Below are 25,556 nucleotides of genomic sequence, written 5' to 3'. Positions count from 1 at the left end.
ATGAATACGACATCTGAAAACATTCTCACCGTCCGCAATCTCAAGGTCGATTTCACTACGCCAGACGGCACCGTCAACGCCGTCAAAGGTGTCGATCTCCACGTAAAGCAGGGTGAAACGCTCGCTGTCGTCGGGGAATCCGGCTCCGGCAAAAGCCAGACCATGATGGGCATCATGGGCCTCTTGTCTTCCAACGGCGTCATTCAAGGCTCGGCGCAATATCGTGGACGCGAGTTGGTAGGCTTGCCGGTCAACGAGCTGAACAAAATCCGTGGCGCGAAAATCACCATGATTTTCCAGGAGCCGATGACCTCGCTCGATCCGCTTTACAGGATCGGCGCGCAGATCGCCGAGCCAATCGTCCATCACCGGGGCGGCAGCAAGAAGGAAGCGAGGGCACGCGTTCTCGAACTTCTGAAACTTGTCGGTATTCCGGACCCGGAGCGGCGCATCGACAGCTACCCGCATGAGCTTTCAGGCGGCCAGCGCCAACGCGTCATGATCGCCATGGCGCTGGCAAACGAGCCGGATATTCTGATCGCGGATGAGCCAACCACCGCGCTCGACGTGACAATCCAGGCGCAGATCCTCGATCTTCTGAAGTCGTTGCAGCAGCGCTTCGGCATGGCCGTGGTGCTGATAACGCACGATCTCGGTGTCGTCAGGCATTTTGCCGATCGTGTTGCGGTTATGCGCCGAGGCGAGATCGTTGAAACCGGTCCGACGGAAGAGATCTTCGAGCGCCCGAAGGCGGACTATACGAGGATGCTTCTCGATGCCGAACCCAGCGGCCACAAGCCGCCGGTCGGCAAAGAAGCGCCGGTCGTTCTTTCTGGCCAGAACGTCACGATCGATTATGTTATCCCGGGCGGCTTCCTGTCGAAGTCACGGGCTTTCAGGGCCGTGGACAGCGTTAATGTCAGCCTTCATCAAGGGCAGACCATCGGCATCGTCGGTGAATCCGGATCAGGCAAGTCCACACTCGGTCGCGCGCTTCTGCGCCTTGTCACTGCAGAGGGCCGCATTTTCTTTGGCAAGACGGAAATCACCGGACTTGGCCGAACGGCAATGAGGCCATTGCGGCGGCAGCTGCAGCTTGTGTTCCAGGATCCGTATGGATCTCTTTCTCCAAGGCAGACTGTTGGAGAGATCATCACTGAGGGTCTCTTTGTGCACGACCCACAGCTCAGCCGCGCGCAGCGCGACGAGCGAGCGATAGAAGCGCTGAAAGAAGTCGGCCTCGATCCCGCCGCCCGCAACCGCTACCCGCACGAGTTTTCAGGCGGGCAACGTCAGCGTATCGCAATTGCCCGCGCGATCATCCTCAAACCAGATGTCGTCATTCTCGATGAACCTACATCGGCGCTGGACCGATCCATTCAGGGCCAAGTTATCGATCTCTTGCGTAATTTGCAGAAAACGCACAACCTTTCCTACATCTTCATCAGCCACGACCTCTCAGTCATAAAGGCCATTTCGGATTATGTCATCGTGATGAGAAACGGGAAGATTGTCGAAGAGGGAGAAACGGACGCGATATTCGAGCGGCCGGCGGCTGAATATACCAGAACACTGATCAAATCCGCGTTTTCGGCCGAAGTAACATCATAGATTACAGCCCGGCACTGCCGGGCCTTTTCTGGCCCCGTTACAAAAGATCCGGTTTGTGGAGGAGGTCGTTATTTCGCGGCCATGGCGGCCTTACTCTCCTCTTCAATCCCGACCATATCGTCACGTAGCAAACCGGTTCGATGATGTGCGAAAGCTGGTACCCGTCACAGGACTAAGCGACTTCCAAATTCATCACAAAATCCGCGGTTTCATGGGCATGAATGCGGGTAAAACGTATCAGCTCGTCGAAGTGACGTTGCATCTTACGGATGGCTTCAGCGTTGTTGAGCACAAGATACATGGCGCCGACGAAAAGTGCTGCCCGTTGCGAACCGAAGATCGTATAGGGCACGGAAAAGCGTTCTTTTTCATTGAACAGAAACAGCCGGAATGATGGGTATAGCTCGCTGATAAGTCCCGACATATGTTTGAGTTGTTCGGCACGTGTCTCGCGGTCCAAACCGCTCCACATACCGCGCCCCTGCGCAAAAGCTTCCAGCGTTTCGAGCGGCATGCAAACTTCCATGTCGGTGCCAGGCTGGCGATTATAATCGAGTCGAAACGCCGTTTCACTGGCCTGCGCCATCACACTCTGATGCGCGCCCATGGCCTCGAAAGCGATGATCTCTGGTGTGCGAAGCAGATCGGGAATGCGTGCCGGAACATAACGGATTTTGGTGCCTGCCGCTTCCGCATGCCACTTCATCAACAGCGTATCCGTATAATCAGCACCGCCCTCCTCGATCTCGAAACTTGGCCGCAATTCCCCCATCAACCCCTGATCATGGGAAAGACCGAGTAGCCAGTCGAGCGAGACGGAATGTCGCTCGGCGATATTCAGCAGCGTCTCCACACGCGGAAGCCGCGCCGAATCACCGGAAAGCAATTGCGAAAGTGCTGATCGATCAATGCCAATGGCGGCGGCAAAAGACGCCTGGCTGTCTTCTGACCTATTCACCAGCTGGATCAGGCGGGCACGAAACAATTCTGCGAGCGCGCGTTTGTCCATAATTCACCCGTTTGTTTATAATTATCACCATAATGCTTAAACTGTTATCAAAATCAACAGTTGGTCACCATAAACCCGTTGTGGCTGGCTGAGACTGATGCGACCCTACGGTGACAGGGGCATCAAGAGTATGAAATGACAGACATATTGGCAAAGAAGACGGCGCGGCTGACTGGCGTGCGCCGCAGAAGAACGCGTGACCGAATTGAATGGCCAACAGTCTCGCTGTTGGCGGTCTGTTACGGTCTCTGGATTTTGGCAGGATATTTTCTGTATCCGATGTTTCCAATCGTTTCTCTGGTGCTCATGGGCATTGCAGTTGCCCTGCACTCCTCGCTCCAGCACGAGGTTCTGCATGGGCACCCCACGCGCAATGCACGACTGAACGAAGCTTTGGTCTTTCTGCCGCTCGGGATTTTCTACCCCTATCGCAGTTACAAGCGCACGCATCTGCAACACCATGCAGACGAGCGTCTGACCGACCCATTCGACGATCCGGAAAGCTATTACCGGGCTATGGGCGACTGGCAAAAGATGCCGTCGTTCCTCAAGGTGCTGCTGGGATGGAACAATACGTTCATCGGGCGTCTGGTCATCGGCCCTCCGCTGATGGTTATTGGTTTCACGATATCCGAATGGCGCAAGATCGCGCAGGGTGATCGGCGAGTGATCTATGCCTGGACCCTACATCTGGCCGGACTTGTTCCGACACTGCTGGTCATATCCCTGATTTTCGGCGTTCCAATCTGGCTCTATGTCAGTGTGGCGGCCTATCTGGGCATATCCATCATTGCCATTCGCTCCTATTGCGAACATCAATGGTCCGAACAGCCGGATGGGAGAACGATCATTGTTGAAAACTCCATCCTGGCTCCACTGTTTCTCTATAACAATCTGCATTTCGTGCATCACAAAATGCCGACAGCCGCCTGGTATAAATTGCCCTCCCTCTACAGCGAGAGGCGGGCGGAGTGGCAGAAGATGAATGACGGATATGTGTTCAGCAATTATTTCGAGGTGTTCCGCGCTTTCGCCTTCAAGGCCAAGGAACCGGTAGCGCATCCTGTCTTGAGACGGGACGAGCAAGTTTTAATCGCGTCACCCGTCGTGCCTGCCGCTCTGATTTTTTCTGACCATGCGATGCAGGAACAAGACGTGAGACTGGAAATTCCATCGTGACATGGATCGCGGCACTGCCAATGTATGACTGGCCCGAACTGCGCAATGAGACGGACAAGCTGTGGGCCGATATGCGCACCCGTTTTTTAGCAGAGGGTATCGACGCTCCCAAACGCCTCACCAGACGCAACGGCGATATGCCGGCGGTTCCGGGAGGTATTCGTGGAAAGGACGGCGCCATCATTGCCGCAGACCCTGCCACGCTCGATCCCGATGCATTGGATCTTGCGGTGCTCTGGCGGCATCCGGCTCTGCTGATATCCGGCACCTGCTGGGGGCCAATGGAGTTTGGCCTGCAGGATCATGTGCAGGTGATTGGACAGAGCGATTATAATGGCATCAAGGGTGGTGCAGGCGAGTTCTATTCCAGCGCCATCATTGCCCGCATAGCCGACGGTGGAGAGGGTGCAGAACCTTCGAAAACCGGTGAGGCCGCTTTGCCGAAAGGATTTCTTAGCGGGAAAATACTGGCATTCAACGAGCACAAGTCATTATCCGGCTATCTCAGCTTGAAACGCGATCTGGAAGCAGAAGGTGCGGGCCTCGATCTGTTTGAAAATTGTCTAGAAACCGGTGCGCACCGCGCTTCCGTCATCGCAGTGGCCGAGGGCCGGGCGGACATTGCCGCGATCGACTGCAAATCCTGGATGCTTGCGCAACGGCATGAACCGGCCGCCCGGAGCCTTCACGTTATCGGCTGGACTGCACGGCGCAAAGGCCTGCCCTTCATCCGCGCCAAGGGTATCGATCTGCCTTTCACCATGTAAGGCACGAGCCTCACGGCCTTCAATCACATATCCGGTGGCGAGAGATCACGCAGGAGCAGCCTTGCCTTTTCCATGTCCGCAGACAGAGGCCGGTCATCCGAATAGGGCTGGAGGTGCTCGCGAAGCAGATTGTAGACTGCATTTGTTCCGGCTGCCCGCCCGGCAACACTTTCCAGGAAATCATGGGCCTGCACCCCGGCCATCCATTCAATGGCCAGAATATATTCGGCATTGTCGAGAACCGCGAGCAGCTTGTTGGCGGCAGCCGTGGGATGAGAGAGGAAATCCTCCTGTAGTCCCGATGTCAGCCCTCCATCTGTGGAGGCAGGCGCGGAAAGACGTCTGCTATCGCCGACAAGAGCTGCGGCCGTATATTGCGCGATCATGAAACCTGAATGGCTTCCGGCATCGGTCGCCAGAAATGGCGGCAGACCACTCACCAGAGGATTGACCAGCCTGTCGATACGGCGCTCGCTCATGGAGGCAATCTGTGCAATGGCAATGGCGAGACTGTCTGCCGCCTGCCCCAATGCCGGGGCAACGGCATGGGCCTCCGACGAGACGATGGGCTGCTCGGGCGTGCCAAGGATCGCGGGATTGTCGGTGACGGAGGCGAGCTCTCGGTCAACGATGGAGGCGCAGGCATCGAAGATGTCGCGTGCAGCACCATGCGCATGCGGCACGGCACGCAGGCTTAGCGCGTCCTGTGTCCGCCGGCCATGAGCGGCGGCAACCAGCCCACTGCCTTCAAGCCGGGATCGCAGAGCGGCCCCGACGGCCGCGATTCCCTTCGAGGGACGCAGCGCGAGAACCGTCTTGTCAAAAGCGTCGATCTGGCAGCCTGCTGCTTCAAGCGTCAGCGCCGCTATGGCATCGGCCCAATCTAGCAGGTGATTGGCCCGCGCAAGTGCCATGCAGGAAAGACCGGTCGCGCAGGCTGTACCATTGACGAGGCTCAGCCCTTCCTTGGCACCCAGCACGATGGGTTGAAGGCCCATTGCCGCCAGGGCATCCCGTCCACTCATAACGCGCCCGCCGAGCCGGGCCTGGCCCTCTCCAATCAGAACAAGCGCAACATGCGCGTTGTGCACCAGATAACCCGCCGATCCGCGGGACGGCACGTCGGGAATACAATCCTGTTCCAGAAACGTCGACAGATGCGAGACGATCTCGCGTCGGACACCGGAGTGCCCATGGGCAAAATTGGCGATCTGCGCCGCCATGATTGCCCGAACTTCGCGAGGATCCAACAACGGGCCGACACCGCAGGCATGGCTGAGAATAATGGAGCGCGAAAGCCGACCCTGCGCGGTGCGATCCACCACAGTGTCCGACAGTGCACCGACCCCGGTATTGATGCCATAGGCACGCACACCGCTTTCGACGATGCTGTCAACGATCTGGCTCGCCCGGTCAATCCGCAGATAGGCCGCGTCTGACACACGCAGTGCCTCGCCCTTGCCGATATGGGCAACATCGCGCCAACTCAATCCATCATCCAGTAGAACAGTCATGACGTTTTCCTATGATGCAGAAACGGCTGCGAGGAGCGGGAATTTTCCATCTTGAATACTGCCGGCGTTGGCCCGTGTCTCAATTACTGCTGTAAAGACGATAGCGGCTGCCGGGATAAAGGAGGCGGACAGAAGACACGATCCCCTTTGTCGACCATGTGCGACGACGCACGAGCAGGCATGGTTCCGTCTTGGAAATCGCCAGCAGCTTGCATTCCCAGGGCTGTGCGCTGACCGCCTCGATATGCTGCTCGGCTTTCACGATCGGTGCCACTCGCGTGAGATAACCGTTGGGTGTTACGAGGTTGAAATCCTGTTTGATGTAATCGGGGGCGCATTCCGAGTTGACGAAACGATCCTCGATTTGCATCGGCACGCCGTCTTCCGCATGCACAATGATCGAGTGCGCAGCAAGGCTGTCAGCCGGAACAGCGAGCGCTTCGGCAAGATCTGGATCGCAGGTTTCGATTTGAAGAAGTATGACCCGCGCGCTGTGAACACCGCCGTTGCGTGTTATTTCTTCGGCAATGTTGGGTACGCTCTGGAACTGCGATGTGCGCTTCTTGGACGCAACGAACGAACCTTTGCCACGTACACGCACCACAAGCCCTTCGTCGGCCAGCTCACGCAAAGCGCGGTTGGCCGTCATACGGCTGACACCGAGAATATCGACCAGTTCGTTTTCCGATGGAACACGTTGACCGATCTTCCACTCACCCGCCTCGACGCGACTGCGGACATAGTCCTTCAGCTTTACATAGAGCGGTGAACTCTGGTCTTCGGTGCCCTGCGCGTCATGAGCGTTCTCAGATATCGGCGACATCACTTCCCGGAAAATCTCTCTGTCGTGATCCATAGCTATGACGTCACCAATACGCAGGGTTGTCGGCAAAGGGCGGGGCAATGCCACGCCCTTTGCCGATGGATTCAGTTCAATTTGTGTTCGGCCAGCCAGTCGCCCGCCACGACATCGAAACTGTCGTGATTGGCCAGACGACCGTTCATAACGACGAGATCTTTCGTCGTCAGGGCGGCAGAAACAGCATCGAGAGTGCTTGTCACAACGTCGCTAACTTTCGGTGTGGCAATCACTGGTACGATGTTCTGGGCGGGAAAGAGGTTCTTGACGTCTTCAAGCACGATGAGATCGTTTGCAGCGATGGCCGGATCGGTCGAGAACAGGTTTGCAGCATGGACCTGACCGTTGATGAGTGCCGAAAGGGTCAGCGGGCCACCGACGTCAAGCGATTTGAACGACTGGAACTCGAGGCCATAAAGTTCCTTCAGACCGATAATGCCTTCCTTGCGCGTTTTCCATTCCGGTGGACCGCCAAGTACGAGCTGCGAGGCTACGGGTGCGAGATCGGCAATCGTCTTCAGCTTGTATTTGTCAGCGGTCGCGCGCGTCACAGCCACGCTATCGGAATCCTGTGCTGCGGAGGGTGTCAGCATCGAGACGCCTTTCGGCAGAGCCGCCTTGAGCGCTGCGGCCACATCGCTTGGCGAATGGGCCGTGGCGCTCTTGTCGAGATAGCTCAGCGTCGCACCAGCATACTCCGGCAACAGATCGATTGATCCGTCGAGCAACGCAGGGATATAGACTTCGCGGCTACCGATGCTCAACTTCGTTTCGACGGCAACACCCTTGGCGGCAAGGGCCTTGGCGTAGATCGTCGCCAGAAGTTGGCTTTCGGGGAAGTCGGCGGAACCGACGATGATAGTGGTCGTATCGGTTCGCGGAGTGGCTGGCGCGGCCAGCGGATTGCTTTGCGCCAATGCCGAAGCAGCGGAAAGTGCCATGAGCGCAAATGCGCTGGCGGCAGTGATGATCCTGAATGCCATGCGAGCTTCTCCTTTATGTTGAAACAGTCGTGGAATAGAAAACCGCGTTATTTTAGAACCTCTACCGCTTCGCTCGACGCGTCAGCCCTGGTGATACGGTGACCCTCGATATGACGCCGATGATCAGATCCACGGTCAGGGCCAACGCACCGACGAGAACGGCACCTGCGGCCATCTGATAATAATCGTTCTGCGCCCGCCCATCGATGATCAGGCGACCGAGACCACCAAGAGAAACATAAGCGGCGATAGTTGCGGTCGAGATGATCTGAAGCGTGGCGCTGCGCAGACCGGAAAAGATCAATGGCAGAGCGCAGGGCAGTTCCACATCGAACAGAATATCGAGCGGACGTTTCCCCATGCCTCTTGCAGCATCCACCGCAGCGGGATCCACCGCCGCGATACCGGCGTAACTGCCAGTCATGATCGGCGGCACGGCCAGAAGCACGAGCACGATAAGGCTGGGTACGATAAAAGCCATATCGGATGCGAAAACGGGGCCAAAAACAATCACAAGAAGTGCGATCAGGCCGAGGCTTGGAAGGGAGCGCAGCGCATTTGCAAGACCCGCGATGAAGACGACACCGCGTCCCGTGTGTCCCACATAAAGCCCAACCGGCAAGCCAATCAGACAGGCGAGAAAAAGGGCCGCAAAGCTATAAGCCAGATGCTGACCGACGAGAACGATGACACCATCACTCCCTGTCCAGTGAGCTGGATCGCTAAACCATTCGATCATCGCGCCGCACTCCCAGGCTGCCACGGCGTCAGGCGGCGTGAAATGAACAGAACAAGCCCGTCAAGCAAGGCTGCGAGAAGCACGCAGAGTACGATGCCTGCTATGATCGGCGTCAGGAACCGCAGCTGAAGCCCCTGCGTGAAGAGCAGACCAAGTTGCGGCGTTCCAACCAGTGCCGCTACGGAAACGATGCTGACATTGGAAACCACGGCCACACGCAATCCGGCGGCAATCACAGGAACGGCGAGCGGTAGCTCCACCATCACCAGACGCGCAACCTGTCTGTAGCCCATGGCATTCGCCGCCTGGAGGACGTCTGGCGAAACCGATTCCAAACCATCGTTCACTGTTCGCACCAGAAGCGCCAACGCGTAGATCGTCAGCGCGACGACGACGTTTAGCGGATCGAGTATACGGGTGCCGAGCACCAGCGGCAGCAGGACGAACAGCGCAAGCGACGGAATTGTGTAAAGAAGTCCGGCAACCCCCAGCAGGGTAGACCGGAATAAACCGGCCCGCTGCGCAATCCAACCGAGCGGCAGGGCAAGAAGCAGGCCGATCACCACCGGGATGACCGAAAGGCCGAGATGCCAGATAAAAAGCTCGAAAATCCGCCCGGATTCCCGGTAGAGCCAATCGAACCTCATGGCTGACCTCCGAAGCGACCGACCCGCGCGGCTTCGATGGCTTTGGCGACATCAGAGAGTGTGACGGTGCCGACAAGCTGGCCCGTTGACCCTACGATGACCCCGCGGCCGGAGGGCGAACTCAACGCTGCATCGAGCACATGGCGCAAACTGCTGCCCTCCGGCGCCAGCGTACCACTGAGATTGAGATCTCCCTCACGCAGTGGTTGCCTGAGACCCTGCGCATCGGCCCATCCGATGGGACGATGTTCGGCGTCAGTCACCAGAACCCAGCGATCCGTTGCAACGCCACGAAGGCTGTCCGGTGTTGCGCCGAGCAAGGCGGTCGGCTCTGCACCGAGAGGGACTGCACCATCAAATTCGGCGAAACTCAGGAAGCGATACCCTCTGTCCCGGCCGATAAAGTCCGCCACGAAGGCATCTGCCGGGCGCGCCAGCAATTCCTCTGGAGTGGCAATCTGCGCAAGCGTTCCGCCGGCACGCAAAACAGCAACCTGATCGCCAAGCTTCAACGCCTCGTCTATATCGTGCGTCACCATGATGATGGTCTTGCCAATCTCACGCTGCAAGCGAAGAAATTCGTCCTGCAACTGTGTGCGAACGACGGGATCGACAGCACTGAAGGGTTCGTCCATCAGCATGAATTTGGGATCTGAAGCGAGTGCACGTGCAACGCCGACGCGTTGCTGCTGGCCACCCGAAAGCTGCCACGGATAACGATCGGCAAAGGCGGCGGTCAGCCCTACACGCTCAAGCAACTCATGCGCTGTGCGCAGTGCTTTTTCCTTCGGCGCTCCGTTTAGCCGCGCAGTGGTCGCAATGTTCTGAACAACGGTGCGATGGGGGAAAAGCCCGGCATGCTGGATGACATAACCAATACGACGGCGCAGCAGTGCCACGTCCATGCCATCTGTCGGTTCGCCGTCAAGAAGGATCGAACCGGACGATTGTACGATCAACCTGTTGATCATCCGCAAGGATGTAGTTTTGCCGCAACCAGAAGGGCCGACGAACACGGTCAGCTTGCCGTTTGGCGCCGTCAGGGACAAACCGTTTACGGCAGTAGCCGCGCCCGCATATTGCTTGGTGACGTTGTCGAAGACGATCATGCAAATCTCTCCTGCGCTCTGTCTGCGCCTTCAGGCTCGGCAACTGTGATGACTGCCTAGGTTGTCTATACAAGCACGCAAATAGCGTATCCGCAAGATAGATCGATGAAAATATCCGCAACCCGGAAAATGACTAAACTTTAAGCATTTTGACCGCTATAGAGACGCTGTATGCACATAGAGCAAGCGATCTCGGCGGCCGCAACTCTCTACGCCTTCAAACTGCGCTGCTTTGCCGATCAAGATCAGGCCCGCTCAACGCGACAAATTTGTTCATAAGCAACTCGTTGCTTCGATTTTTGTGCGCGGGAGCAGAATGGAAATACGAATTAATTCGTGCTGAAATTCAACAGATCGCGTGCTGATCGTGACTGAGACCGCAAAACAGGCGTTTTTGAAAACCACTCATCCACGACGACTTGGCTCGAGAAGGCCATAAAGCCTTGTGGCCACCGCCATCGAACAATAGTATTACCGCGTCGTATTCAATTAACGAGGATAACATGGCAACAGGTACCGTCAAATTTTTCGCACAGGACAAGGGCTTCGGCTTCATCACTCCGGACAACGGCGGCCCGGACGTCTTCGTCCACATCTCCGCCGTAGGGTTTGGTGGTTCTCTTCAGGATGGCCAGAAGGTCAGCTACGATGTGGGACAGGACCGCAAGACTGGAAAGTCCAAGGCCGAGAACGTCAGCCTCATCTGATCAGCGTCTCTTGGCTCCGCGATTACTCGCGGGGCCAAATCGGTCCTTACTCCCGCTGACCTTAGGCTGTCTCCACCCCGTCGCTCCCGATCCGTGCCAAGCCGGCTGCAAAAACTTCCGCGTCGATGGGACGGCCGAAAAGGTAGCCTTGGCCGACCGGACAGCCCATTTCGCGAAGCATTTTGCGCTGGGCCTCGGTCTCCACGCCTTCTGCAACCACAGTTAACCCAAGGGCGCGTCCAAGATCGATAACGGCCTGGACAATCACCCTTCTGGACGGCCTCGTTGCGAGTTCGCTGATAAAGGTGCGGTCTATCTTGATCTCGGTAACCGGAAAGGTTTCGAGCGATCGCAGGTTTGAATAGCCCGTGCCGAAGTCATCGACGGAAAGGCCGACGCCGCTCTGTCGCAGCCGCTGAAATGCGTCCATCACGCCGGGTGTATCGCTGAGGAACATGCTTTCGGTGATCTCAAGCGTCAACCATGCCGGGTCGGCCTTGGTCAGGCAAAGGACCCGATCCAGCATTTCGGCCATGTCATGCTGCAGGAACTCCCCGGCGGATACATTCACCGCAAAGCGCAAAGCCTTGTCGCGATGCGCGTTAATGCGCCGTGCATAAGCCGCGACGGTCGTCAGACTTCGCTCGGTCAGATCAAGCAGCAGACCTGATCGCTCGGCAGTCTCAACGAAACTTCCGGGGAGCTGGCTGCCAAACAGAGGATGATTCCAGCGTATCAGAGCTTCCGCACCCACCCACTCGCCAGTTGCAAGGTCTACCTGGGGTTGGAAGTGATACACAAATTCATCATTCGCGACCGCGACCTTCAATTCGCGAGTCATTAGCACGCGTCGGCTTGCCTGTTCGTGATCCGAGTCTCGAAACCGTCGCGGACCACCCAGAGGGGCGGACTTGGCGGCCCACAGGGCGATGCCGGCATTGCGGATCAGCGAAATGGGTCTCGCCCGAGGCTGCCCCACCGCATAGCCGATGGCGAAACGCAGTGAGACACTTGCACCTGGCACGACGAAGTCTGCGGCAAGCGAAGCGGATACCGCTGCCACGATAGTATCCGCACTTGATCCATCCGTGAGCTCAAAAGCCAAAGCGAACTCATTGGCGCCCATGCGTCCCACCTGGGCAGCGCCCACGTCCCGCAGCCGCCGCCCGGTTTCATAAAGCAGGGCATCCCCGACTTCGAAACCGTATCCCGTGTTGAAATCGTGAAAACCGATCACATCCAGCTTCACGACCAAGGGCGTCGCTTTGGCATTGGTTGCGAAACGCTCCTCGGTAGCCAGGATAAATGCTTGACGGTTCAGGCAACCCGTGGTCGCGTCGAGGTTCGCGACACGATCCAGCGCGGTGTGCGCCTGGCGAATCGCCGAGACGTCGCGCAGTATGCCGACGTAGAATAGTTCTTCGCCCACCCAGGCAGGCCGGAGACTGAGACTGTTCCAGAACGCCGACCCGTCCTTTCGATAGTTACGCAGCGTTGAGTCCAGAGGCTCCGCCGCCTCGATCGCAGCGCGAATGTGGACGACCTCTTGTTGGTCGCGCTCGTTGCCCTGCAAATAGCGGCAATCTTTCCCGACGACCTCGTTCCGAGCGTAGCCAGTCAGATGCTCGAAGGCCTTATTGACATAGAGCAAAGGCGAATTGGCGCCCAAACGCTGTGCGATCGCAATCCCATCGGTTAGTTCTTCGACGAGCGTCGCAAGAATTGGCCTGATAGCGTCGGAGCTGAGAAGCGCATTGTCCGACATGACCGGCGCGGGCTGCATGGGGTGCGACTGCATGCGTTTTTCGAATTCTTCCATGACAGGAACCATGGACGGCGAACACGGACGGGGCAACCCGCAGCCGAGGCGGTTCCAGGACAAGCGTCAGCCGTTTTCGGACAAACTGATTCTCGCGCCATCGCCAGACGTCCGAAAGCGATCACGGTAGTCGGACGGCGTCACTCCAGCGTGCGAAACAAAGGCACGGCGCATCGCGCGTGTCGATCCAAAACCACTTCTCGCTGCCACCAAAGCGATTGGCAGGCGGCTCCCTTCCAAAAGGAAGCGCGCAACGTCGATACGGGTCCGGTCGACATAGTCTGATGGCGATATACCGACCTCCTGCGAAAAAACACGCGTAAAGTTCCGCACACTCATGGCCGCGATCTTCGCCAAGGCGCTGACAGAGAGGTCCGCCGCCGGATGGTTCAGAACATATTGCTGGACGTTGTGTAGACGGCTGCGGTCGATAGCCTGTGCCGCCAGATGCACGCTGAACTGCGACTGATCGCCTGGTCGCTTCAGAAACACGACGAGCCGGCGAGCAACGTAGAGCGCAATCTCCCGGCCCAAGTCCTCCTCGACGAGGGAAAGGCCGAGATCTATAGCCGCGCTGGAACCGGCCGACGTGATCATCGCGCCATCACGGACAAAAACCCGGTCGCTTTCCACCCGCGTCTCGGGGAAGCGCTCGGCCAACAGTGACGCGAACTGCCAGTGCGTCGTAACACGCCGGTCTTTTAGTAGACCTGCCTCGCCAAGCACGAATGCCCCTGTGCAGACGGAGCCATAGCGCCGCGCCTGAGCCGCGATTTTAACAATCCAGTCGACAACACGCCCGCCCGGACTTTGCGGAACTCCGACGCTCCCGGCCACAAGCAATGTATCGGGGCTCCCAAGGTACGCATCGAAAGCGCAGTCGGTCAGGATTTTTAGCCCCGATGCACAGCGGATCGTACCCTCGTGCCCTGCCAAGACAGCAACTTCGTAGAATAACTTTTCAACACGGGCATTTGCTTCGGCAAACACGTCCATTAGCCCTGCAAGCTCCAGAGAATGCACGTCCTTTGGAACGAAGATCACGATCCGCATGAGAGTATCTTTCCCTGCACAAAGGACTCAAAGCTCTCGACGAGGATCTACGCGCCGACGCCGGTCTATGTGGCGACGGTTGCACAATGCTGAAGGTCCGTCAAAGTCAAAGGTATTAGCTCGAAGCGACGGAAGAACTCTGCACGCGCTAGCTTTGTTCGAACTGCCGACCACTAACGGAGGCTTTTATGATTGCTACCGCAACCCCAGCCGCCCGCTATTGGTCAACGAGATATTATCTCATTTTGTTGCCGATCTGAGCCCATCTGTTCGACATTGTGAGGGCCGAATAGTCTGGGCTATGAACGCTTTTCGGCGAGGATAGACAGCATGTGTATCTGCGGCGGCTTGGCGAACAGGTCCCCTGCCTCTGCCTTCGCCATCAAGGCTGCAGCGACTTGGCCATTTAAGTGCGCATCCCTACCGTCCTCATCGTCGAACGTATCGAAGATTGCAAACGAACTTGGGCCTCCCTGTATCGCATACCAGGAAATCGTGCCGGGCTCTGCATTGACCAGCGGTAAGGCTGATCGCAGAAACTCGGCGACCTCCTGTTCCTTGCCGGGCATTGCCTCGAGCGGAACGTAAAGCGCGAATTTGGTCATGACCACCTCCATGGGCACATCATTGTGCCGCAACTGAAGGAACGCGTTAAGCACGACAAATGTTCGGTGGTGGACAATAAAAATGGGTGTCGATTAAAAAAAAGCGATCCACGCCTCTGCACACATGAGGTTTCGATGATCAGTCGATTTCTGGATGGCCACCTAAAGCAACGAGCTGCTCTGTGTTGTCTATGTCCACCTTGGCGCTTTCGCCGATCTCTATGTCGATGACGTCGAGAGCAGATTGCGTGATTATCTTGCGCGCGCCGCTGTCGCCTATAAGCTCCATGAGCTGCGGGAATGCGGCGCGAGGAAAGACAACCGGGTTTCCCGGATTTCCTTCGCACACCGCGCGGATAATCGCCTCTCCGTTTCTCTCCGCAAAAGCGCCGGTGAGTGCGTCAATATCCGCAGGTTCAAGCAGCGGCATATCCGCAAGCATGATCATAATCCCGTCGGGATCTTGCGAGGCGGCACGCTGGACGCCGAGCACGATCGAGCTTGCCATTCCGTCACTGAAGTTGGAGTTTCTCGCGATGATCAGGTCGAGCCCTGCAATTTCGGCCTCAACGTCCGAGCTTCGGTATCCGGTCACAACAACCACAGAACGATTGCCGGCCCCAATAGCTGCCAATGCGGCCCGACGAACGAGGCTGGTTTCCCGAAAACGCGCAAGAAGCTTGTGCCCGGCACCCGCCATCCTGCTCGATCGTCCAGCGGCCAGGACAACCACGGCAACTGAAACTCGTCTATCTCCTGCCGCTTCCACACCGAACCTCACGCATAGAGGGACAAGCGGCTCGCCGCGATGTCGGCAAGGATGGACAGTGCAAGAGAGTTCGCATCGCGGGTTGGCCCGAAAAGCCCGATCGGTGCCCTTATCCGATCAGTATCTGCCCGGGAGAAACCGGAGCTTACAAGGAAATCGACCCGTCTACGGTGTGTACGGGTGCTCCCCAAGGCGCCGATGTAGAATGCGGATGACCGTAACGCGGCTTGCAGAACGGCCTGCTCCGCATCAAGGTCGTGATGGAGAAGAACAACAGCGGTGTACTGATCGATATCGGGCACAACTTTTTCGTTTGCTGTGCAGGCCACCACCTCGAAGCCGGAGGATTGGGCTATATCAGCGGCCCTCTCGGCCTCTATACTTTGACCGGAAATCACGACACGCGTGCGCGGCCGATAGACCGTGAAAAAGCGGTCGTCGGCGTAACCGGCCCGCGATGGCGGCTCGACGATCTCGAGCTGTTGGGTCTGCCTCGTGTAGCACAGGCCCGTGGTCCGGCGCTGATAAAGCTGTTCAAGAACGCCGCTCAACATCTCGGTATTTTGCAGCACGTGGATCGACACGGTAATCCCACCGCCGCACGGCAGGGCAATATCGAAAAAGGGGGAGCCTAATCCGAACTTCACCTCCCTATCTCTGTTCTCGCCCATTGCGTCGAGCGCCTCGGAAGCGACCGCTGCCTCGATGCAGCCCCCAGACACATAACCACAAAAACGACCATCGGCCGCAACGGCGACATGGGAGCCAAGCGCGCGAGCCGCTCCACCGCGAATTTCGACAAGGGTGGCAAGTGCCACCCCGCCCTTTGCAAGCTCCCTCATCGCAAAGCCAAATATTTCTTCCGTATCATCGGTTAGCAACGACCTAACCGGCGTCGGCTTTGTCGCAGCTTGGATATCCTCCTGAGGACAGATATCCGTAAGGGCGGCGATGTCGTCATGCAACATCCGGCAGCCCGCCTATGATCTTGTCGAGCGTCACAGGATAGTGACGCACCCTCACCCCGGTGGCATTATAGATTGCGTTGGCGACGGCTGCAGAAACCCCGCAGAGACCAAGCTCGCCAACGCCCTTGGCCTTCATCGGCGACGACATGGGGTCTGCTTCGTCCATGAAAATCACTTCCTGATGGGGAATGTCGGCATGCACCGGAACTTCGTAGCCAGCCAGATCGTGGTTGACGAAGAAGCCTTGCTTCGTATCGACCGCCAACTCCTCTGACAGCGCTCCACCCACACCCATTGTCATGGCACCAATCACCTGGCTGCGCGCTGTTATCGGGTTCAGGATCCGTCCGGCCGCACAGACGGCCAGCATGCGTCGAATGCGCGTTTCACCCGTGGCCACGTCAACGCCGACTTCCACGAAGTGGGCACCGAACGTTGACTGTTGATGGGCTTCGGAAAGATCGCCCCATTCCATTCCATCCTCGCCAACAAGGCCGTTTGGCGCAGCCGCCTCCGTAAGCGCTACCGAACGGTTTCCTGATCGAACCTGTCCGTTCTCGAACACGACGTCATCAGTGTTAAAGCCGAGTTTCTGCGCCACCGCCTCACGAAGCTTCACGCAGGCCGCGTAGACGCCGGAGGTAGAACAGTTCGCGCCGAACTGCCCGCCCGACCCCGCCGAAACCGGAAACCGGGAATCGCCCAGCTGAACGGCTACTCGATCGACCGGCAGGCCCAACATCTCAGCTGCTGTTTGTGCGATGATGGTATAGCTGCCGGTCCCGATATCGGTCATATCGGTTTCAACCGTCGCAATGCCGTCAGCGCCGAGCCGAACCCTTGCTGCGGATGGGAGGAGAAGATTGTTGCGCAAAGCGGCTGCGACACCAGATCCGATCAGCCAGTTTCCTTCTCGTCGGGAACCCGGCTTGCCGCGCTGGTTCCAGCCAAACCGTTCCGCGCCGAGCTTGAGACAGCCGACCAGGTTCCTTTGGGTAAAAGCGCGCTCGGGCTTCTCAGGGTCGACCTGAGTGTCGTTGAGTATCCGAAACTCGACCGGATCGACGCCCACCTTTTCGGCTATCTCGTCTATGGCGATCTCGAGGGCCATCAACCCCGGCGCTTCGCCGGGCGCCCGCATCGCATTGCCTTCGGGCAAGTGAAGCGTGGCCAGTCTCATGGCAGTCATCCGGTTCTCACCCGCGTAGAGCAGTCGTGTCTGGTTGACAGCCGTTTCCAGCTGGCCCCCAGGCTGGTCACCCGACCAGCTTTCGTGAGCAATCGCGGTGATTTTGCCGTCCTGTGTCGCTCCAATGCGAATACGCTGGATTGTCGCCGGCCGATGCGTCGTGTTGTTGGCTATGAACGGACGGGGAAGCGCGACCTTGACCGGACGTCCAGTAGCCTTTGCTGCAAAGGCAGCAAGCACCGCGTCGGCCCGCAAGAAAAGCTTACCCCCGAACCCCCCGCCTATGAATGGCGACATCAAATGGATATTGTCCTTGTCGATACCAAGTGTAGTCGCCAGATCGGATCGCCACCAATCAATCATCTGGCTGGACGTCCAAACGGTCAGTTTATCGCCATGCCACGCAGCGATGGACGCATGGGGCTCCATCATGGAATGTGACTGATCTGGAGTGGTATAACTTTCGTCGAGAGTGACCGGTGCGCTATTGAAGGCTCCCTCGAAGTCACCGACTGCCGTGTCGGGCTGCTGCTTCTCGTCGGGCTTGACCGCACTGTCCTTGGCCTTCTTGAGATCGAAGCTCCCGGGCGCAGTTTCATATTCTACTGTCACAAGCGAAGCTGCGGCGCGCGCCTGCTCGAAGGTTTCTGCGACGACCACTGCCACCGCCTGGTGATAGTGCTGGACTTCATCGCCACCAAAAAGATTGGCTGTGTTGAATTTACCCTTCTCGCGCTTGCCCACGTCCAAGGTGGTGACAACAGTCAAAACGCCGGGGGACCGCTTTGCGGCGTCGGTCGATATCGACCGGATACGGCCCTTCGCAATCGCGGCACCGACCGGATACCCGTAGGCGTAAGGAATATTCGGATCATGCCATTCGTAGGCATACATTGCTCGGCCCGTCGTTTTCTCTTGGCCGTCAATGCGGGGGATAGGCTGACCGACGACTTTCATCTGGTCGATGGGATTGTTGATTGCAGGTGTGTCGAATTTCATGGTCGTTATCCCCTTGCCTCTGCGATCACCGCACCGATCGTTCGTTCCACGAGGGTTATCTTGAAGCGATTTTGCTCCGTCGGGCGAGCGTCGCCGAGAAGTGCCGCACTTGCGGCTTTTGCACCGCTCTTCAGCTCCTGGTCACCTGAGCCTGTTCGCCAGGGCTTGTGAGCGACGCCACCTACAGCCACGCGGCCGGTGCCATCCGGCTGGATCACCGCAGCGACGGATACGAGCGCAAACGCGTAGGAGGCCCGATCGCGCACCTTGCGATAGATATGCTTGCCCCCAATTGGCTTCGGCAGCGTGACCGCAGTTATGAACTCGCCCGGCTCCAGGACCGTCTCGATGTGTGGGGTATCGCCGGGAAGCCTGTGAAAGTCTGCGATCGGGATTGCGCGGCTACGGCCGTCGCCATTGACCGTTTCGACGGTTGCGTCGAGCGCCCTCATCGCAACAGCCATGTCGCTGGGATGAGTGGCGATACAGGATTCGCTGCTTCCGACGACTGCATGCTGTCGCGAAAAACCGCCAAGGGCCGAACATCCGCTTCCCGGCTGCCGCTTGTTGCACGGTTGGTTGGTGTCATAGAAATACGGACAGCGCGTGCGCTGGAGGAGATTGCCCGCGGTGGTGGCCTTGTTTCGCAGTTGACCAGACGCCCCAGCGACCAGGGCGCGGGTAAGCAAACCATAGTCGCGACGGACAATCTCGTCGCTTGCCAGATCGGTATTGCGGACCAGAGCCCCTATGCGCAGACCGCCATCAGAGGTGGTTTCGATCTTGTCGAGACCAACTCCGTTGATGTCGATGAGATGCGCCGGGTGCTCGATCTCCAGCTTCATCAAGTCCAGGATATTTGTCCCGCCGGCGATGAATTTGGCTTCCGGATTGGCTGCTGCCGCTTTCGCTGCCGCCTGAGCCGTTGTGGCTCGCTCGTATGTGAAGGCTCTCATGCTTCGATCCCCCCGACTTCGGCAATTGCATCGAGAATGTTCGAGTAGGCGCCGCATCGACAGATGTTTCCGCTCATTCGTTCCCGAACTTCTGCCGCGGTGATTTCAACCTTTGCGGAAATGTCTGCAGTGGCGTGGCTTGGGATGTTCGACTTGATTTCCTCTAAGACCGCCACGGAGGAACAGATTTGTCCGGGAGTACAATAACCACACTGAAAACCGTCGTGTTTGATGAATGCGGCTTGCATGGGATGCAGGTTTCCAGGTTGTCCGAGGCCCTCGATGGTGGTGACCTCGTCACCGTCGTGCATCACAGCCAACGTCAGGCACGAATTGATCCGGCGTCCATCCACCATCACGGTACAAGCGCCGCACTGTCCGTGATCGCAGCCTTTCTTTGTGCCGGTTAGATGAAGGTGCTCGCGCAAGGCGTCGAGCAAGCTCGTGCGATTGTCGAGTTCGAGATCATGCATCTCGCCGTTCACTTTGAAGGAAACACTTGTCTTGAAATTCATTTCTTCCCCCGAGGACTGTGCTGCGGCTCCTTTTGCCGCAACTCCCGTGACAGCAATTGCCGCCGCCGAGGAAACAAGTAAGTCCCGCCGCGAAAGTTCCAAATGTGAGTGATCTCTCATCTCCAGCTCCATTCGTTGTTGATGGTCTGGCGCACTCGGAGAAACGCCATATCCCAACATAGGGAAGCAAAAGAAGATGATTAGATGCGCCTTTTCGCTAACACTTATTAGCGAGGCTCATAAATCGGCATACGCGATCCATGGGGCAGCCACCGTCAGCCGCCCACTGTCACGCAGGCTGTCTTTCTAGAGATGGAGTAGACCATGCGCTCATAAAACTAACGCATCTGGCAGAGTTGCGACAATTGCGACCCCGTCCAGCGCCTCGCGAGTTCGCTGGCATCCACCGTGCCGGGCAGGAGGCTTCCCAGCTCACCGCCGATCTGAATTTGAGCATCGGTGATTTTGCATGCTCTTTCGTTGACTGAAACGATCACCGCAATCTCCGACTGCATCGGTGGCATCTCGAAAAGCGCGTCGGGAGGGCTTTCGCAAGTAACTATGGCCGTAGCTCTGAGAGTGGAGTTTTGATCCACGCCACGGCAAAGTTCTGCGGATTGCACACGGAAACTGCGAGTTTGGTTGGGTCCGGCTGGGAGCTGCTCACAAACCTGTGCTGAGGAAACTGCCCCTGCAATGAGCGGCCATTCAGGTCGCCCAACCAGAGAAAAGCAATTTGCGAAAACGGGGGCGGCTGAGGCGACGAGCGACGCCATACATACAAACAGCGCTGGGACAGGATGTTTCACGGTGCCACGCTCCTCCACGTCTTTCAGACAGTTGTAAAGCTGGATTGCGGCTTTTTCGCTTCGAACGCAGCAGGAGCCGGTTAATCGATCCGTATATGCGCCGTTTGGTCAGGCTTTTCTGGCGGGGAGGATGGCCGACATCCATCTGGTACCTTCTCACGACAACGGATGAATGAGAAAAGTTTAGTCGGCTCCAAGTTTCCTGTGTCAAATGGCATAAAAAAAGAGCGGCCAGAGCCGCCCTTTTTATGGAATATTTACGCCGCCCCTGGCCGATTGATCGTCAGGAAGTGACGAACGACGGGTTTGTCCGGACCAACATGGTAGGTCAGAACCTTTCCCTGCACGTCTGCATCGGCGTTGGAAACCCGCTTGTGCTGGCGGAGGTGCTCAGCCCAGGATTCCACCATGAACCACTCGACGATCTTTTCCGGATCGGCGGAATCTTCCGTCACACCCCACCCATAGGCACCATCGCGGCGGCGTTCTTGAGAGAGGTGGTCGAGAGCACGCAGGAAGGCTGAACGATGCTGTTTCTCGACCTTGTACTCGATGAGGATCAGGACAGGACCACGGTCATGAGCAACAGGCTCGGCGACCAGCGGTTCCGGCCAGTGGTTGGACGGCACCATGTCGGCGTCACCAGCCGGGAGCTTTACGCGGTGCATGATGAACCCTGCAACGAGCAAGCCAGCTGCACCGATAAGCAATGTCGTCTGAATTCCAACGGCTTCGCCCACAGCACCCCAGCCGAGGCTGCCCGCCGTCATGGCTCCGTTGAATACGGTCAGATAGACAGCGAGGCCACGCCCACGCACCCAGTTGGGCAGAACAGCCTGGGCTGCGCCGTTCAGGGTCGTCAGGGCGGTGATCCAAGCACCACCGAGGAACAGAAGAGCGATAATGGCGACGATCTTCGGCGGGGCGAGCGAAAGGACACCCATGACAACTGCGGTGATCACCGCTGCGCCAAGAAGCAAACCATCCGAGCTCAGGCGTTCGCGTAGCCTCGGCATGACCAATGCTCCACCGATCGCACCGGCGCCGACCGCACCAAGCAGAATACCGTAGAAGCTGGCATCACCACCCAGCAGTTGTCGGGCAACCAGCGGAAGAAGTGCCCAGACGGCACTGGCGAATGCGAAGAAGATGGCGGCACGAAGAAGGACGACATGCAGGGGGCGGCTTGAGCGAGTGTAACGTAGGCCAGCCCTGAACGCGCCGAAGAAGTTCTCTTGTAGAGCGTCGTTGGCGTTTTTGGCACGTGGCCACCACACCAGAGCCGCGATAACGAAGATGTAGCTTGCAACGTCTGCGCCATAGGTGATCCCCGCCCCGAACGCTGCCAGAAGCAAACCGCCAGCAGCTGGGCCGATGGAACGAGCGATATTGATGCCGAGGGAGTTGAGAGCGACAGCGCTCTTCACTTCCTCGCGTTTCACCAGTTCAGGAACAATCGCCTGCCAGGTCGGGCCCATCAATGCGGCACCAATGCCGCCGAGGAAGGTCAGGCCGATCAGTGCGCTCACGGAAAGCATGCCTGTCTGCGAGAGGACCATCAGCGAGATACTTACGAAGGCCAGCAGGATCTGGACCGCAATCAGGAACTTGCGGCGATCCAGAATGTCGGTGAGAACGCCTGCCGGAATGGCAAGCAGGAAGATCGGCAATGTTCCGGCCGCCTGAACCATGGCGACTGCAGCAGGCGTTGCCGAGAGGTCCGTCATCAGCCATGAGCTTGCGACATCGCGCATGAAGCTTCCGGTATTGCCGAGAACCGTTGCAATCCACAGGACCGCGAAGACGGGCTGTGCGAGAGGAGCAAAAGTGCCCCCGGATGTTTTCGCGGCGCTCATTTACCCGCTCCCTTTGCAAGGTCGGCCGCTGCAACGAAGATGAATGCACCGGCCAGACCGATGTGTTCGAAGAAGGCGTTCGTTGCCATCATGCGGTCCATGCCGGGCGCCATTTCCCAGAAGCGAAGAGCAATGAACGTTGCGAGAAGCGTAAAGCCTGCAAGTGCGAGTGCGCCTGCCCAGCGCAGGAAGCCCGAGACCACCATCGCGGAGGCCGTAAGCTCGAACACGATGACGACGACGGCAAAGAGAGCGGCAGGGTGCAGACCGAAATGATTCATCTCAGCAAGCGCGCCATTGAAATCGAAAATCTTGGTGAGTGGACCCTGGATGTAGGCAGCGCAGAGAGCAAGCAGCGATACAGTTCTCGTAATGGGAGAGCCGACGACGCGGGCAAGTCCGCTCAAGGCCGAATTCGATATAGGGGATTGGTAGGTCATATCCTGCTCCTTTTTGGTCGCTGACGGGATCGAGCGGCCGCGTTTGATGGAGCGATATTGGCCGGTGATCGCTCTGCCAACAATTGCAGCAATAGTTTCGATTTAATTGCCAATATTGCAATTATGGGGTCGGATCGCTTGGGCGAACAGAAGTCGCCCAAGCGATGACACGATCAGACTGCCCAGCAAGAGCAGCCAAGAGCGCCGAAGAAACCCTTGAGGTCGGCGATCGGAAGTTTCGAGGTCCAGGCTCCCGCATGGTCGTGACCATGCACGCCGCAATCGCTGGCGCAGCCACAGGTCGAGATAGCCGTGCGCCTTAGAGACCGCGCGCCAGCACCTTCCGGCTCGCCCCATGCAGCATATCCGCCGAACTTGCGGACTGGAGACCAGTCGGGCATTGCAGGCGGCACGTCGTTCTCGTCGAGCGTTTTGAAGTCACCCGCTCCATAGACGATTTTGCCGCCAACCATGGTCAGCTCCGATACCAGGAACGAGATCTCGTCTTCGGCGCAGGAGAAGAAGTCCTTGTCGGGAACGACAAGGTCGGCGAACTGGCCTTTCTCGATACGGCCTTTCTTGCCTTCTTCATTCGAAAACCATGTGACTTTTTCAGTCCACATCCGCAGAGCCGTCTCGCGATCAAGGCAGTTGGCGCGCGGATAGAGTTGCATGCCACCTACCGTCTTGCCGGTCACCATCCAGGACAGCGAGACCCAGGGGTTGTAGGAGGCGACGCGTGTCGCATCCGTGCCGGCAGAAACGTTGACACCCTTGTCGAGCATCTTTCGGATCGGTGGGGTCGCTTCGGCAACGCCTTGGCCATATCGCTCGACAAAATATTCGCCCTGATAGGCCATGCGATGCTGGGTTGCGATGCCGCCACCAAGGGCCGCAATGCGGTCGATGGACCGGTCCGAGATGGTTTCGGCATGGTCGAAGAACCAGTTCAGACCTTCAAGCGGAATGTCCTTGTTGACCTTCTCGAAGACATCAAGCGAACGGGAGATTGTCTCGTCATACGTGGCGTGCATGCGCCATGGCCAACGGTTCTCGGCCAGAACGCGCACCACTTCTTCGAGTTCACCTTCCATTTCCGGCGCCATTTCCGGACGTGGCTGGCGAAAGTCCTCGAAGTCCGCCGCGGAGAAGACCAGCATTTCGCCGGCACCGTTGTGACGGAAATAGTCGTTGCCCTGCTTGTATTTGACCGAAGACGTCCAGTTGAGAAAGTCTTGCTTTTCTTCCTTGGGCTTCTGGGTAAAGAGATTATAGGCCAGACGCACCGTCATCTGGTTCTCATCAGAGAGTTTTTGAATGACCTCGTAGTCATCAGGGTAGTTCTGGAAGCCACCGCCTGCATCAATCACACCCGTTACGCCAAGACGATTGAGCTCACGCATGAAATGGCGGGTGGAGTTGACCTGATAGTCGAGAGGCAGTTTGGGTCCCTTGGCAAGGGTGGAATAGAGAATGCCGGCATTAGGCTTGGCCAGCAACAGGCCAGTCGGATTGCCGTTGGCATCACGGGTGATTTCGCCACCGGGTGGATTGGGCGTATCGCGGGTGTAACCGACGGCGCGCAGTGCAGCGCCGTTCAAGAGCGCGCGGTCATAGAGGTGCAGCAGAAATACTGGGGTATCTGGCGCAACCGCGTTGATCTCCTCGATCGTCGGAAGACGCTTCTCCGCAAACTGGTGTTCGGTGAACCCGCCGACAACACGCACCCATTGCGGGGCTGGCGTTATCGCCACCTGGCGCTTGAGCATGTCCATTGCATCTGCCAGCGAGCGCACGCCGTCCCAGCGCAATTCCATATTGTAGTTTAGCCCGCCACGCACAACGTGGGTGTGGTTATCGATGAGGCCGGGCAGGACGCGCTTGCCCTTGAGATCGACGATCCTGGTGTTGGAACCAGCAAGGGACATGACCTCGCTGTCCGAACCGACTTCAAGAAACAGTCCATCCTTGATGGCGACCGCGGTCGCGTTTGGATTGGTGCGGTCAAGGGTCGTGAAACGACCGTTATGGAGGATCAGGTCTGGGTGCATGGTATCTATTCCGGTCTGGTTGGGATCGGCGGCATTGGCCTTTGAGAAGAGGTTCGAAAACGCCAGGCTCGAGGCCGCTCCAAGGAAGGTTCGGCGCGTCGTCATCAGCTCCGCTCCTCCAAATTGGTTTGCGAACGATGGGCAATCTCCGGAGAATTTCCGCCCTTCGGCATGTGACCGAACATGTGGGGCTTCACCTGCTGGAGCCAGGAAACCGCTGCCGGCTCCTTGCTCCAGAGCGATTTGGCGAGCGGGATGATCTGCTCACCGACGAGAATGCCGAGCAGGCCGACAAGCGCGATAACCGGCGGAGCAGGCGAACGCACGTTGAGCAGGCTGTAGACGATGCCGACCAGCAGACCCGCGCCAAGAGACAGAAGATAGATTTTCATGAGAGTCATCC

Annotated in this window: 24 protein-coding genes; 4 read left to right on the top strand and 20 right to left on the bottom strand. The window is 57.8% G+C overall.

Going from position 1 to position 25,556, the window contains the following annotated elements; genetic code table 11:
- A complete protein-coding gene (locus F617_RS0122725) occupies positions 1–1,611 on the top strand; it encodes an ABC transporter ATP-binding protein (RefSeq protein WP_019566843.1) in 1,611 nt (536 codons plus the stop codon).
- Between the two features lie 172 nt (positions 1,612–1,783).
- On the opposite strand, the gene F617_RS0122720 is transcribed toward F617_RS0122725, so the two are convergent.
- Entirely contained in the window at positions 1,784–2,620 is an 837-nt protein-coding gene (locus tag F617_RS0122720) for a helix-turn-helix domain-containing protein (RefSeq protein WP_019566842.1), read from the bottom strand.
- A 135-nt stretch (positions 2,621–2,755) separates the two neighbouring features.
- On the opposite strand from F617_RS0122720, the gene F617_RS0122715 reads away from it, so the two are divergent.
- On the top strand, positions 2,756–3,799 hold the full coding sequence (locus F617_RS0122715) for a fatty acid desaturase (RefSeq protein ID WP_019566841.1): 1,044 nt from the start codon (positions 2,756–2,758) through the stop codon (positions 3,797–3,799).
- Between the two features lie 20 nt (positions 3,800–3,819).
- On the top strand, positions 3,820–4,566 hold the full coding sequence (locus F617_RS0122710) for a phosphate/phosphite/phosphonate ABC transporter substrate-binding protein (RefSeq protein WP_019566840.1): 747 nt from the start codon (positions 3,820–3,822) through the stop codon (positions 4,564–4,566).
- A 23-nt stretch (positions 4,567–4,589) separates the two neighbouring features.
- Here the strand turns inward: F617_RS0122710 and hutH are convergent, their stop codons facing one another.
- The 6 genes from hutH to F617_RS0122680 form a co-directional block, all read right to left on the bottom strand.
- Positions 4,590–6,080, bottom strand: a complete 1,491-nt coding sequence (gene hutH, locus F617_RS0122705) for a histidine ammonia-lyase (protein WP_019566839.1) — start codon at positions 6,078–6,080, stop codon at positions 4,590–4,592.
- 79 nt (positions 6,081–6,159) lie between these two features.
- Positions 6,160–6,903: a histidine utilization repressor gene (gene hutC, locus F617_RS0122700; protein ID WP_019566838.1), complete on the bottom strand. Its 744-nt coding sequence runs from the start codon at positions 6,901–6,903 to the stop codon at positions 6,160–6,162.
- Between the two features lie 104 nt (positions 6,904–7,007).
- Positions 7,008–7,922 carry an ABC transporter substrate-binding protein gene (locus F617_RS0122695; protein ID WP_019566837.1) on the bottom strand — a complete coding sequence of 305 codons (915 nt, stop codon included), beginning with the start codon at positions 7,920–7,922 and terminating at the stop codon, positions 7,008–7,010.
- Between the two features lie 61 nt (positions 7,923–7,983).
- The gene (locus F617_RS0122690) at positions 7,984–8,661 is read right to left on the bottom strand and encodes an ABC transporter permease (protein ID WP_003518330.1); all 678 of its coding nucleotides are present in this window, start codon (positions 8,659–8,661) and stop codon (positions 7,984–7,986) included.
- The gene (locus F617_RS0122685; protein WP_019566836.1) at positions 8,658–9,308 is read right to left on the bottom strand and encodes an ABC transporter permease; all 651 of its coding nucleotides are present in this window, start codon (positions 9,306–9,308) and stop codon (positions 8,658–8,660) included. The genes F617_RS0122690 and F617_RS0122685 overlap by 4 nt, the downstream gene beginning before the upstream one ends.
- Positions 9,305–10,417, bottom strand: coding sequence for an ABC transporter ATP-binding protein (locus F617_RS0122680; protein ID WP_019566835.1), 1,113 nt, complete (start codon positions 10,415–10,417; stop codon positions 9,305–9,307). Before F617_RS0122680 ends, F617_RS0122685 begins: the two co-directional genes overlap by 4 nt.
- A 503-nt stretch (positions 10,418–10,920) precedes the next feature.
- Here F617_RS0122680 and F617_RS0122675 point away from each other — a divergent pair.
- Complete coding sequence (locus F617_RS0122675) at positions 10,921–11,124, top strand: cold-shock protein (RefSeq protein WP_003518333.1); 204 nt, start codon at positions 10,921–10,923, stop codon at positions 11,122–11,124.
- Positions 11,125–11,185: 61 nt separating this feature from the next.
- On the opposite strand, the gene F617_RS0122670 is transcribed toward F617_RS0122675, so the two are convergent.
- From F617_RS0122670 to F617_RS0122610, 13 genes are all read right to left on the bottom strand, one after another.
- On the bottom strand, positions 11,186–12,943 hold the full coding sequence (locus tag F617_RS0122670) for a bifunctional diguanylate cyclase/phosphodiesterase (RefSeq protein ID WP_236772734.1): 1,758 nt from the start codon (positions 12,941–12,943) through the stop codon (positions 11,186–11,188).
- A 66-nt stretch (positions 12,944–13,009) separates the two neighbouring features.
- Positions 13,010–13,996, bottom strand: a complete 987-nt coding sequence (locus F617_RS0122665; RefSeq protein ID WP_003518336.1) for a GlxA family transcriptional regulator — start codon at positions 13,994–13,996, stop codon at positions 13,010–13,012.
- Positions 13,997–14,295: 299 nt separating this feature from the next.
- Complete coding sequence (locus F617_RS0122660) at positions 14,296–14,601, bottom strand: putative quinol monooxygenase (protein WP_026331023.1); 306 nt, start codon at positions 14,599–14,601, stop codon at positions 14,296–14,298.
- Between the two features lie 139 nt (positions 14,602–14,740).
- Positions 14,741–15,334, bottom strand: a complete 594-nt coding sequence (locus F617_RS0122655; protein WP_256379952.1) for an NTP transferase domain-containing protein — start codon at positions 15,332–15,334, stop codon at positions 14,741–14,743.
- Between the two features lie 44 nt (positions 15,335–15,378).
- The gene (locus F617_RS0122650; protein ID WP_019566831.1) at positions 15,379–16,338 is read right to left on the bottom strand and encodes an XdhC family protein; all 960 of its coding nucleotides are present in this window, start codon (positions 16,336–16,338) and stop codon (positions 15,379–15,381) included.
- The gene (gene paoC, locus F617_RS0122645) at positions 16,328–18,526 is read right to left on the bottom strand and encodes an aldehyde oxidoreductase molybdenum-binding subunit PaoC (protein ID WP_019566830.1); all 2,199 of its coding nucleotides are present in this window, start codon (positions 18,524–18,526) and stop codon (positions 16,328–16,330) included. Before paoC ends, F617_RS0122650 begins: the two co-directional genes overlap by 11 nt.
- Positions 18,527–18,531: 5 nt before the next feature.
- Entirely contained in the window at positions 18,532–19,482 is a 951-nt protein-coding gene (locus tag F617_RS0122640) for a xanthine dehydrogenase family protein subunit M (RefSeq protein ID WP_019566829.1), read from the bottom strand.
- A complete protein-coding gene (gene paoA, locus F617_RS0122635; RefSeq protein ID WP_034502497.1) occupies positions 19,479–20,117 on the bottom strand; it encodes an aldehyde dehydrogenase iron-sulfur subunit PaoA in 639 nt (212 codons plus the stop codon). Before paoA ends, F617_RS0122640 begins: the two co-directional genes overlap by 4 nt.
- A gap of 218 nt (positions 20,118–20,335) precedes the next feature.
- Positions 20,336–20,512 carry a hypothetical protein gene (locus F617_RS28750; RefSeq protein WP_003518350.1) on the bottom strand — a complete coding sequence of 59 codons (177 nt, stop codon included), beginning with the start codon at positions 20,510–20,512 and terminating at the stop codon, positions 20,336–20,338.
- A gap of 551 nt (positions 20,513–21,063) precedes the next feature.
- Entirely contained in the window at positions 21,064–22,662 is a 1,599-nt protein-coding gene (locus F617_RS0122625; RefSeq protein ID WP_019566827.1) for an MFS transporter, read from the bottom strand.
- A complete protein-coding gene (locus tag F617_RS0122620) occupies positions 22,659–23,102 on the bottom strand; it encodes a DoxX family protein (protein ID WP_019566826.1) in 444 nt (147 codons plus the stop codon). The genes F617_RS0122625 and F617_RS0122620 overlap by 4 nt, the downstream gene beginning before the upstream one ends.
- Before the next feature lie 173 nt (positions 23,103–23,275).
- Entirely contained in the window at positions 23,276–25,258 is a 1,983-nt protein-coding gene (locus tag F617_RS0122615) for an amidohydrolase (RefSeq protein ID WP_013762172.1), read from the bottom strand.
- On the bottom strand, positions 25,258–25,545 hold the full coding sequence (locus tag F617_RS0122610) for a XapX domain-containing protein (protein WP_003519470.1): 288 nt from the start codon (positions 25,543–25,545) through the stop codon (positions 25,258–25,260). Before F617_RS0122610 ends, F617_RS0122615 begins: the two co-directional genes overlap by 1 nt.
- Between the last annotated feature and the right edge of the window lie 11 nt (positions 25,546–25,556).

The sequence above is a fragment of the Agrobacterium sp. 10MFCol1.1 genome (genome assembly GCF_000381165.1).
GTDB lineage: Bacteria > Pseudomonadota > Alphaproteobacteria > Rhizobiales > Rhizobiaceae > Agrobacterium > Agrobacterium tumefaciens.
Note: the sequence above shows the minus strand (reverse complement) of the source record. Positions and strands in the feature narration are given on the sequence as shown.

Coding starts and splice junctions, on each gene's coding strand:
- hutC (WP_019566838.1), bottom strand. CDS start 6,903: ATGTCGCCGATATCTGAGAACGCTCATGACGCGCAGGGCACCGAAGAC.
- F617_RS0122715 (WP_019566841.1), top strand. CDS start 2,756: ATGACAGACATATTGGCAAAGAAGACGGCGCGGCTGACTGGCGTGCGC.
- F617_RS0122650 (WP_019566831.1), bottom strand. CDS start 16,338: ATGTTGCATGACGACATCGCCGCCCTTACGGATATCTGTCCTCAGGAG.
- F617_RS0122710 (WP_019566840.1), top strand. CDS start 3,820: ATGTATGACTGGCCCGAACTGCGCAATGAGACGGACAAGCTGTGGGCC.
- F617_RS0122670 (WP_236772734.1), bottom strand. CDS start 12,943: ATGGAAGAATTCGAAAAACGCATGCAGTCGCACCCCATGCAGCCCGCG.
- F617_RS0122695 (WP_019566837.1), bottom strand. CDS start 7,922: ATGGCATTCAGGATCATCACTGCCGCCAGCGCATTTGCGCTCATGGCA.
- paoC (WP_019566830.1), bottom strand. CDS start 18,526: ATGAAATTCGACACACCTGCAATCAACAATCCCATCGACCAGATGAAA.
- F617_RS0122720 (WP_019566842.1), bottom strand. CDS start 2,620: ATGGACAAACGCGCGCTCGCAGAATTGTTTCGTGCCCGCCTGATCCAG.
- F617_RS0122680 (WP_019566835.1), bottom strand. CDS start 10,417: ATGATCGTCTTCGACAACGTCACCAAGCAATATGCGGGCGCGGCTACT.
- F617_RS0122615 (WP_013762172.1), bottom strand. CDS start 25,258: ATGACGACGCGCCGAACCTTCCTTGGAGCGGCCTCGAGCCTGGCGTTT.
- F617_RS0122665 (WP_003518336.1), bottom strand. CDS start 13,996: ATGCGGATCGTGATCTTCGTTCCAAAGGACGTGCATTCTCTGGAGCTT.
- F617_RS0122640 (WP_019566829.1), bottom strand. CDS start 19,482: ATGAGAGCCTTCACATACGAGCGAGCCACAACGGCTCAGGCGGCAGCG.
- F617_RS0122610 (WP_003519470.1), bottom strand. CDS start 25,545: ATGAAAATCTATCTTCTGTCTCTTGGCGCGGGTCTGCTGGTCGGCATC.
- F617_RS28750 (WP_003518350.1), bottom strand. CDS start 20,512: ATGCAGTCGGAGATTGCGGTGATCGTTTCAGTCAACGAAAGAGCATGC.
- F617_RS0122675 (WP_003518333.1), top strand. CDS start 10,921: ATGGCAACAGGTACCGTCAAATTTTTCGCACAGGACAAGGGCTTCGGC.
- F617_RS0122685 (WP_019566836.1), bottom strand. CDS start 9,308: ATGAGGTTCGATTGGCTCTACCGGGAATCCGGGCGGATTTTCGAGCTT.
- hutH (WP_019566839.1), bottom strand. CDS start 6,080: ATGACTGTTCTACTGGATGATGGATTGAGTTGGCGCGATGTTGCCCAT.
- F617_RS0122660 (WP_026331023.1), bottom strand. CDS start 14,601: ATGACCAAATTCGCGCTTTACGTTCCGCTCGAGGCAATGCCCGGCAAG.
- F617_RS0122725 (WP_019566843.1), top strand. CDS start 1: ATGAATACGACATCTGAAAACATTCTCACCGTCCGCAATCTCAAGGTC.
- F617_RS0122625 (WP_019566827.1), bottom strand. CDS start 22,662: ATGAGCGCCGCGAAAACATCCGGGGGCACTTTTGCTCCTCTCGCACAG.
- F617_RS0122620 (WP_019566826.1), bottom strand. CDS start 23,102: ATGACCTACCAATCCCCTATATCGAATTCGGCCTTGAGCGGACTTGCC.
- paoA (WP_034502497.1), bottom strand. CDS start 20,117: ATGAGAGATCACTCACATTTGGAACTTTCGCGGCGGGACTTACTTGTT.
- F617_RS0122690 (WP_003518330.1), bottom strand. CDS start 8,661: ATGATCGAATGGTTTAGCGATCCAGCTCACTGGACAGGGAGTGATGGT.